A 10,044-nucleotide genomic window follows, 5' to 3' on the forward strand; every position below is an offset into this window, starting at 1 on the left:
AAACGCAAGTTTTTACTTGCGCAAATATTTTTCTAAAAATATTACTGCAATTCGAAAAATTATACCAGATGAAAGGCAGACTGTTTGGTGTTTCCTGGTAAAAAAGCGGGATCGGCTCAGTTTGTACTTTAGTGGGGCGCCTTTATAAATTTCTATCTGGAACGCTTCCTTTTTTGAGCTTGTATAAGTACAATTGACTTGCTTCGGGCCAGGGTTTGGGACGGGGTTTATCCCGGTTTCTGTTCAGGGTTTCCCATTTCAATACGTAGCGTGTATCTTCATTTCCGGAATCGCCCAGGTCATTGGAAGTGCGTACTTCAAGTCCTGGAAAAGAGCCTTCAATTTTTAAATCAGATCCAAAAGGTTCTGCTTTTTTTACCTGGCCTATAGCTTCAAATTTATTGTTGAGCAGAATGGTTCCGCTGCCATATTTAATATGCCAGAAATCAATTTCATAATTTCCATCATTACGTTTGTTGAAATCTTTTATCCAGACTTCAGAATTGATACTTCCATTACCAGAAAACTCCCATCGATAGTCCCAGTCAGTAACTTGTTGGTATTTCCACTCCTTATTTTTGATTTGTGCAGTATAAAACTGCAGGTTCCCGACAGAGTCGTATTTGTGATAGGCGAAAACAGGTTTATTCTGGTCGTCCAGGCAAAGTTTGGCTGCAAGATTAATTATACCACCTTTTTCAGGGATTGGATCAACAATAACCAATTTTTTATCAAAGGTTACAGGTAAATCAAATTCTTCATTGAAAGCATTGTACCAGTGTTTTAAATCAGGGCTTTTCATATAAGATAAATCGTGATTGGTAGAACAATCCGGAGTATTTCTCCATACCCAATACATATGATACCATCCATCCTTCATTATTGTCGGTTGGGTTTGATAGGCATTCATTAACCCCTGACCGTCTGTTAAAGGCACATCCAGCAAACGTGACCATTTTTTATTTTCACAGGAATAAATATTATATATTTCGTTTCCATTACCACTACCTCCATCACGATAATGATATAATAGCTCTCCTTCTTTTGTAAGCATAAAATGAGGATATGTAGACCTTTTCTCATTTGTACCTACCATTTCCATTTCTTGTTCAAGGGTAGAAATATCATATGGCTTTTTACTTTTAAAGTAAGTAATAGGGTGAACATGCATATTACCAGAAAGATGAATATAACCCTCTTTGTCAATGCCCAGGGTTACAAAATTGTGGCTATCCCAACCCAGTACTGTGCTGGTTCCACCACTGGTTTCCCGGGATGTTCGGGGTAATACATGTAAGGAAAAATTTTCGTCCTCAAGATTTCTTTGCCCTACAACCATACTACGCTCTGCATTATAATATGCAATGAATTGCCTTTGGCCCTGGGTTAGTAAACAAAAACCCACAGGGTGCCCCGCCCAAACAGAGTCGATTTTAATCACCTGATCAATTGATTCAGTAATATTCGATTCATCAATTGTTATGGGTTCGGATTGTTTTTTCTGATTACAGGAAAAAAGCTGAACAAGACAGAGGAGTAAAAATAATTGTAGTTTCATTTTCAATTTATTCAATGGTAAAATTCCCTTTTGGTAGATTTTAGGGAGAGGATTTCCAGATCGTAAAATACTCAAAAAAAACGGATTTACTTCTTTTATAAAAAATAATAAAAAAGTTGGTTTGGCCTATGTCCTAATATAGAGTAGGTTACACCTCCATCGCCCTTCAAATGAGATGAGGTACTCAGGATACTTTAATTTTCCTTCAGATTTGCCCCTTATATTATAGTAAGATCAACCAGCTCATTATTCTATTGCAATTTAAAAGATTCATAACAATTACAAATTGACATTGTTGAATAATTGTGGGTTGATTTGAATTTTCTAAAATTTCTACTAAAACATGTTATGCGAGTTTTTATCCAATTATGCCTTTTACTATCCTTTATTCCATTTTTCACCTTTGCCCAGGAAACGTACCAGCTAAGTGGTACTGTAATTGACAGCGAAAATAATGAACCCGTTCCTTTCGCTCAGGTAGCCCTTTTTGCAAAAGGAAATGAAACACCTATTGCCGGTACAGTTACCAGAGACAACGGAGAATTTCAGCTGAAGGCTGAAAAAGGGAATTACGAAATGGAGATCGTATTTGTAGGCTATGACAAAAAAGCCATTGAAAAAATATCTTTAAACCAAAATAAATCCATTGGAAAAATTGTGCTTTCACCTTCTTCTCTTAAACTGGATGAGATAGTTGTGGAAGGAAATGAAGTCCGAAAACCCATATCTACTACATTCGAAGGATTGAATGTAAAACCTGATCAAACCTTGTCAAATGTTGGGGGAAGTGTACTGGATGTATTGAGAAATACGCCTTCAGTAAATGTAGACCAGGAAGGAAGTATTTCCCTGAGAGGGAGTGGGAATACCAATATTTTACTGGATGGAAGAAACTCCTCCCTTACCGGAGATTTGGAGCAAATACCGGCAAGTATGGTGGAATCTATTCAGATTGTGAATAATCCCAATGCCAAATATGATGCGGAAGGTGCTGGTGGAGTGATTAATATCAAATTGAAAAGAGGAAGCGAAAAGGGTACCTCAGGAAAAGCAGAATTAGCTATAGGTACCAGGATGAGAACCAATGCTTCGGTCCGTTTATCCAGAAAAACCAAGGATTTTAATATTTATGGGGGATACAGTTACAGAAGCTGGCCTAGTGTGGGGTACTCCACCACAGAACGCTTTTTGTATAGTGAGGATGAAAAATTGACCCAGAATGTTGACAGAAGTCGAAATGACTTTGAACATACTTTTAATTATGGTGGGGATTATTTCTTTGGAAAAAACAAACTGAGTTATGAGGGTGCATTCAACATGGAAGATGAGGAAGATTCCGATAATACCATTTCCAAAATCAGTTCGATAGCTACCAATGATTTATTACTACAATACAGGCGGGAAAATTCAGAAATAGAAGACAATTATTCGCTGGACAATGCCTTGATTTATGAAAGAGATTTCGATAACCCAAACCAGGAATTCAGAGCGCTGATCAGCCATTCCTATAGAAATCAACTGGAAACTCAATTTATTGATATTTATGATAATATTCAAAATGAGGAAGTTTCCAGAAATGTACGGTCTTCAAATGATGATTATAATAGCACCATTGTAATGCAGGCCGATTATGTTCATCCCCTTTCAAATGGAAAAATTGAAGCGGGTTATAAATCAATATTCCGGACCATAGACACAGACTTTACCTACGAATCAAGAGATGATCCAAATGGAGATTGGATTTATGGCTCAGATATCAGTAACAGGTTTAGATATGAAGATAAAATATTTGCCCTTTATGCCATATATTCAGGAAAAATAAATGAGAAACTTGAATATGCTTTAGGAACCAGGGCAGAACAGACATTGGTAGATACCAGGCTTTACAATACGGAGGAAACAAATCAACAGAATTATCTGAGTTTTTTCCCAAGTGTCCAGGCCCAGTATATGTTGAATGAGAATAATTCCCTGAAATTTACTTACAGTAGAAGGATTGATCGGCCAAGTTCCAGGAGGCTAAATCCCTTTCCTGATATCTCCGATTCCCTGAATATCCGGGTAGGTAATCCAAACCTCCAACCCGAATTTATCAATTCTTTTGAATTCGGGTATATGGTGAGTCGGGATAAATTCGATATTGCAGCCAATACATTCTACAGACACGTAAATGGGGAAATAGACTGGATTGTAACAGTAGAGGATGGAATTTCTTACCGCGGACCCATGAACCTAAATAGCTCAATGACTTACGGATTTGAAATTATCAACACTACTCAATTTACCAATTGGTGGAGTATTAACGCAAGTTATTCCTTATTTCAAAGAATAGTTGATGGAACTAATATTAATTCCACCTATGAAAATAGTGGGGTCTCTTGGTATGCTAAACTGAATAGTGATTTTAGTTTGCCATTCGATGTTGACATGCAAATAACAGCCAATTACACCGCCCCAGAAATTGAAGCCCAGGGTAAGGATCTGGCCAGGTATTATATGGACCTTAGTTTCCAACGTTCTTTTTTCAATGATAAGGGAAGTGCCAGTTTGAGTATTAGAGATATTTTCAATACTAGAAACTTCAGGGGAGAGAATTATGGAGAAGATTTTTTCCAAAAATTTGAGTATAAAAGGGAATCAAGAATCGCAATCCTAAGCTTCAGTTATAATTTTTAAATTGTCCTGTATTACCCAACATTTTTGTGGTAATCCCAACTCCCGGTAATTTTTATACTCTGGTAGGATCAAAAGGAAAATTGTCTAAATTGTCAATGGTGCCATCACCATCTGAATCTTTTACGGTTTCTCCATAAAGGAGCTGAAACCCAATAGCTAGGTAAACATCAAATATGAGGGCATCGAACTGATTGGAGGGGCCAATCGAGACCTGAACATTGGTATGGGTGGTGCCCAATCCCTCCACATTTGTGGCATTAGCAGCAATTAAGGCAGTAAACCCATCCGCATTAATTAAAATATTTGAAAAATTTTGAAATATGCCTGGGGCAGGGGTGTTGGTGCCCTCATTTACACAAACTGTCTCTACATTTCCACTTAAACTCAAATTTTGAATCATTTGATTGATTTCGAAATCACGCACCTGTCGTGCATCTACAAATCCATTGACTGAGGTGCTAAACCAACGCCATAGCCCTCTTCCATCATCCCTTACTAAATTTACGCCTACAGTATGCAGACCGGAAAGGGTAACAGGGCTCCAACCTGTGGGATAGGTGAATCCCAATAAGGGGAAATTAGGATGTGAAAACACACCTCCTATATTATCCACTATTGGAGGAACCCCATTGGGTAAATCAGTACGGATTATGCCATTGGATAAATCCCAGAAAATTGCTTTCGAACCAATTACCTGATTACAAATTTGTGAACTGGCATTTTGTACCTGGTTTAGATCGGGATCATCTTTACATCCCCAAAAAAATAAGGTAACACAGCTTAAGAAAAAAAAACAGTGTTTTTTCATCAAAAGGTGATTCCTGGGATTTCGCGAATTGGGTATCATAACAGATTGGTTAATATAGATGAACAATGGCTGGTTAAAATCAGGATATACCATAATACCCGGTCATACAATAAATATTCATGCATATTGAAAAAAGCATAAATAGAAATTGATTCATGATTTGAACCAGCCAGATATTTCCTACTATAATTTAGGGAGAAACTTTGAAAAGACCTCGAAAAAAAGGATGAGATTTAATTGATTCTATCAGGAATCGGATAAACATGCTGTTGGGTATTATATTTTCAGAATCTAAAAACAATTCATCCTTTATTCACTCTTGATTTTTCTTCTGAAGATTCATTCTGGCGTTCTTTTTTACCTTTCACTTTGGTGCTGCCAAAGGATTTGGTAAAAGTCAATCTGTAAATTCGGTTATTTCCCGATTCTGGCTTAAATTTCACTACAAACTGAGTATTGAAAGCTTCTTCGGTAAGTGTTCCCATTTGATTCTGGTACATCATGGATTGGAGGACATCTGTAATGGAAAATTGAAAACTGCCTTTATCGTTATTTAAATCTTTTTTCAAGCCTATGTTCAATTGCCCAAATCCCTTGACTTTCATGCTACCATAATAATGATCTCCATTGTAAAAGCCTGAAACTTCTGCTGTAATATCAAAAGGAAGTGAAAATGTGCTGGTACCATAAGTATTATAAGCAAAATAGTCTTTCACTATTTGTTCTTTGGTATGTTCCATTTGAAATTCGCGGAAACCTATACTACCCCCAAAATTCACTGACCACCAGGTAAAAAGTTGTAAGGGGATATTAGTTTGCAGGGCAAAACTTTTCTGATATTTCATATTTTGTGGAGCAATCACTGTTAAATCTGATTCATCCAGTGAAGAATTCTGAAATCTCACAATAGGATTGCTTTCATAGGTATAGACCAGAGAAACATTCACATCTTTGATTAAGTAACTTAATCGGAAATTATCGGTTATGGTAGGCTTTAAAAGCGGGTTCCCTGCAAAAACAGAGGTAGGGCTGTTATAGGTCAAATTGGCTGCAAGATCATTATAGCTTGGCCGGGAAATCCTTTTATTATAGACGAATTGTAAACTTGTAACAGGTGTCAGTTTTCTGTTAATAAATAGAGATGGAAAGAACTCTGCGTTGTCCTGATCCAGTTCAGGGTCACTAAAGTCTCTGGCCCACCTTTCGTACCTGATTCCAAGATTTATTTGTGTATTTGTATCTAATGCATAACTAAGGGAAGCATAGGCAGCTCCTATTGTTTCATCAATTTCAGATGAGGTTGAATTCCTTGGCTCGTTGGTCCAGTCTCCTGTTTGTGATTCTTCGATTATGGCAAAATTATTTGTGACGGAATAAGAACCTTTCACACCTGTTTCTAATTTCAGTTGATTATTGATGTCCTTTTCCCAATCCAGTTTTGCAATTCCAATATTGATATCCGTACTGCTTTCCCCCCTGTTTTGCTTTGCGAAAACCTCAAAGGGGGGAATTATAGGATTGCCCTGCTCATCATAATAGGCGTTTTGCACAAAGGTTGGGTAATTGTTTTTATAGTAAAGGTAATCGGCATCAAATTTAAGTTTTGATTGATCTTTAAGGTTTTTTTCAGCGTAAAGTGTCCCATTGAGGTTATCCCAGGTATTTTGCCCATTTATTTTAATTTGAGTATTTATATATGGGGAATTTGTAAACCAATTTTTCCCCATATTTTGAATATCACTTTTACTTACAGAATGATTGTATAAAAGAGTGGTTCCTACAAAAAAAGTGTTACTTAATTCTTTTTCCATTCCCAATTGCAAATTATGGCTATTGTTTTTTTGTTCGGTTTGGTTTTGGAAATCAAATGCATTTTCACCACCAAACACAGGGTTATTACTTGTACCTATGGCATGCCAACTATAGTAAGTATTGTCATTGGAAAAAGCGTAAGTTCCAAAGTAATTGGTATTTCCTTTTCTATGATTCAGGTTTAAACTCACCATTTCTTTGGCTCCATACCCATAGCCAAGACTTGCAGATACAGATCCATTAGTACCCTGTGTGTCATTTTTCTTTAAAACAAGATTGATAATTCCCGCTCCTCCATCGGCATCATATTTAGCTGATGGATTGGTAAGCAGTTCTATTTTTTGGACATTATCCGCACTCATGCCTTTCAGTAAATTGGTGATTTCTTCTGAAGACATTCTAATGGGTCGTCCATTAATCATGATCAGGGTACCATTTTGCCCATTTAGCGTAAGTGTATTATTTCTTTGATCTAAAATAACACCCGGAGCTCTTTCAATGAGTTGCAAAGCTGTACTTCCCCTGGACATAATACTATTCTCTACATTCACTACCATTCCTTCGGGCTTTTGTTCCACCATTAATTTTTGTGCTTGTATTTCTACTCCTTCCAGGTAGGTAGCCTCAATATCCAATTCCACCTCATCAAATGTTTGAACTGAATGGGCTTCATTAATGGTAAAAGCGGTGGTGTATTTTTTAAGATAACCAATGGAGGATAGGCTTAGAAAATAATTTCCATGTGGAATATTATCTATTCTGAAATGACCATCCAGGTCGGAGACTACGCCTTTTACAAAGGTAGAGTCCTGGGCCTGAATTAAAACAACATTGGTAAAAGGGAGTGGCTCACCATTAATATCTTTGATTTTGCCACTTACCTGAGCCATGGACACAGCAATTGAAAAAAAGAATAAAACCAGCGTAAAAATAATTCGATTCATGGAATTCAAAGTTTGGGAAAATGTAATTTCCAGAAATTCAAAGTGAGTGAAACCAATGCCCTTCTGGAATCTTTTTAATTGAGTTTTCAGCAAAATAAAATGAGATGGACACGGACTTAAAATTGTGTTTGATATGGAGGAAAATAAAATTGATGAAATGCCTTTTTTGGAGATAATCTGCTAAAAACCAGTTATTTTGGACAGGAAATTCCCTTGATAATCCTTGTGGTGTATTTTATCATTAAATAGCTACCTGTTGTCAATAAAGAAGTGGATTAGCATAGAATTTTTATAAATTAGATCTCTCAATGAGTTAAATTATGATTGGAGCGCGTAACCACAACTGGATATTCAGATATAAACTACATCATTTAATCTTCTGGTTCTGTTACCACTTTATGTGGTGGTTAGTTTTTGAAAATGGAGATGCGGTAAAAACAGTTAACAATATTTCCTATCCTCCTTACGCCATTAAATTTTCTTTTTATGTGATCTTTCAGGCACTGGGGGTATATTTCTGTCTGTATTTTTTAATCCCAAAGTTTTTAGAAAAGGGCAGGTATGTTTACTTTTTTTTAAGTCTGGGAGCCTTGTTATTGGCAATCTCTCTGTTAATTATTCCAGGCTATTTTTTAGGTCCATATTTATTCGAAAAAGATTTAAGTATTTTTTATGGAAGGGAAGATTTAACTGCAAAATTTCTCTTTTTACATAATACTTTACCCTCTACTATTGCCAGTATGAGTATGGGAATGAGCATAAAACTGGCTAAAAATTATCTGGAATCCCAAAAGCGTGAAGAGACTCTGGCCAGGGAGAAGTTGGAAACGGAATTGAAGTTTTTAAAGTCACAGTTTAATCCTCATTTCCTGTTCAATACCATTAATTCCATCTTTGTACTCATCAACAAAAATACGGATTTGGCTACTGAATCTTTAGCTAAATTTTCGGGGTTATTGCGCTACCAACTTTATGAATGCAATGAAGCACAAATTCCACTTTCAAGGGAAATTAATTACCTGGAAAGTTTTATTGAACTGGAAAAACTGAGGATGAATACAAATTTTGAGGTGAAGGTGGATATTCCCGGCTATTCTTCAGGTAACCTCACGATTGCCCCTTTCATTTTAATGCCATTTATTGAGAATGCCTTTAAGCATGTGTCAAAATATGATTTACAAAAAAACTACATTGATATTCATCTTAGTATTGAAGGGAAAAAGCTGAGTTTTTGTGTAAAAAACAGCTATACTTCCAGCCTGGTAAAAGCAAAGGAAGCCATTGAATATGGTGGACTTGGTTTGGAAAATGTTAAGCGGAGATTAGATTTAATTTACTTCGATCGGCATACCTTGCAGATCAATAAACCAGAAGGACTGTATGAAGTGAAATTGTCCATAGATTTACAAGAGAAAACCATAAATGAACCTATCCTTTCTTAAAAAATGAAGATCAACTGTGCAGTGATAGATGATGAACCGCTGGCTCGGGAATGTATTATAGATTATGTCCATAAAATTGATTTTTTGGAGCTGTCAGGAATTGGTAATAATCCAGTGGAACTTACCAAATTAATGGAGCAAAAAAATATTGATCTGGTTTTTCTGGATATACAGATGCCGGTATTAAATGGAATAGATTACTTGAAAGTAACTAAAAACCCTCCCATGATCATCATCACCACAGCTTACCCCAGCTACGCTTTGGAAGGATTTCAGCTCGATGTGCTCGATTATCTGGTAAAACCGATCACCTTCAATCGATTTTTTAAAGGAGCCACCAAGGCAAAAGATTACCATGATTTATTAATGCACTCCTCAAATAGTAACACTGCATCCGACCTCCAAAATGAATACTTTTTTGTAAAATGTGATTACAAATTTGAAAAGATTTTCTTCAATGAAATTCAATACATTGAGGGCATGCAAAACTATGTGACCATTCATACCGATAACGGAAAATATGTTACTTTGCTGAATATGAAAATGATTGAAGAAAAACTAAAGGGCTATCCTTTCATGCGGGTACATAAATCCTATATCGCCTCCACTCAAAAAGTGCAATCTATAGAAAATAATGATTTAGTGATGGATGGAGTGCGCATACCCATCAGCAGGAATTACAAAGAAGAAGTCCTTCAGCAGGTTTTAGGTGGAAAACTTTGGAAAAAGTAGTGTAAAGTTTGAGGGTTTCAATTTCTGGAAGTGCCTAACCAAAATAGGGAATGAATTACTTCCTGTAAAAAA

Annotated in this window: 6 protein-coding genes; 3 read left to right on the forward strand and 3 right to left on the reverse strand. The window is 36.4% G+C overall.

From position 1 onward, the window contains the following. Positions 1 to 142: 142 nt before the first annotated feature. Entirely contained in the window at positions 143 to 1,558 is a 1,416-nt protein-coding gene (locus A3EM_RS0125985; protein WP_052323389.1) for a BNR repeat-containing protein, read from the reverse strand. Between the two features lie 348 nt (positions 1,559 to 1,906). Between A3EM_RS0125985 and A3EM_RS0125990 the strand changes: the two genes are divergently transcribed. Further along, positions 1,907 to 4,234 carry a TonB-dependent receptor gene (locus A3EM_RS0125990; RefSeq protein WP_020531177.1) on the forward strand — a complete coding sequence of 776 codons (2,328 nt, stop codon included), beginning with the start codon at positions 1,907 to 1,909 and terminating at the stop codon, positions 4,232 to 4,234. Between the two features lie 52 nt (positions 4,235 to 4,286). On the opposite strand, the gene A3EM_RS0125995 is transcribed toward A3EM_RS0125990, so the two are convergent. Both A3EM_RS0125995 and A3EM_RS0126000 read right to left on the reverse strand, forming a co-directional pair. Further along, positions 4,287 to 5,042, reverse strand: coding sequence for a hypothetical protein (locus tag A3EM_RS0125995; protein ID WP_211212015.1), 756 nt, complete (start codon positions 5,040 to 5,042; stop codon positions 4,287 to 4,289). Positions 5,043 to 5,344: 302 nt separating this feature from the next. Further along, complete coding sequence (locus A3EM_RS0126000) at positions 5,345 to 7,798, reverse strand: TonB-dependent receptor (RefSeq protein WP_157638089.1); 2,454 nt, start codon at positions 7,796 to 7,798, stop codon at positions 5,345 to 5,347. Between the two features lie 320 nt (positions 7,799 to 8,118). Here A3EM_RS0126000 and A3EM_RS0126005 point away from each other — a divergent pair, with 320 nt between their 5' ends. Together A3EM_RS0126005 and A3EM_RS0126010 are read left to right on the forward strand one after the other, a co-directional pair. After that, positions 8,119 to 9,240, forward strand: coding sequence for a sensor histidine kinase (locus A3EM_RS0126005; RefSeq protein WP_044239855.1), 1,122 nt, complete (start codon positions 8,119 to 8,121; stop codon positions 9,238 to 9,240). Between the two features lie 3 nt (positions 9,241 to 9,243). Beyond that, positions 9,244 to 9,972, forward strand: a complete 729-nt coding sequence (locus A3EM_RS0126010; RefSeq protein ID WP_020531181.1) for a LytR/AlgR family response regulator transcription factor — start codon at positions 9,244 to 9,246, stop codon at positions 9,970 to 9,972. Positions 9,973 to 10,044 lie beyond the last annotated feature (72 nt).

This window comes from Flexithrix dorotheae DSM 6795, from assembly GCF_000379765.1.
Classification (GTDB): domain Bacteria; phylum Bacteroidota; class Bacteroidia; order Cytophagales; family Flammeovirgaceae; genus Flexithrix; species Flexithrix dorotheae.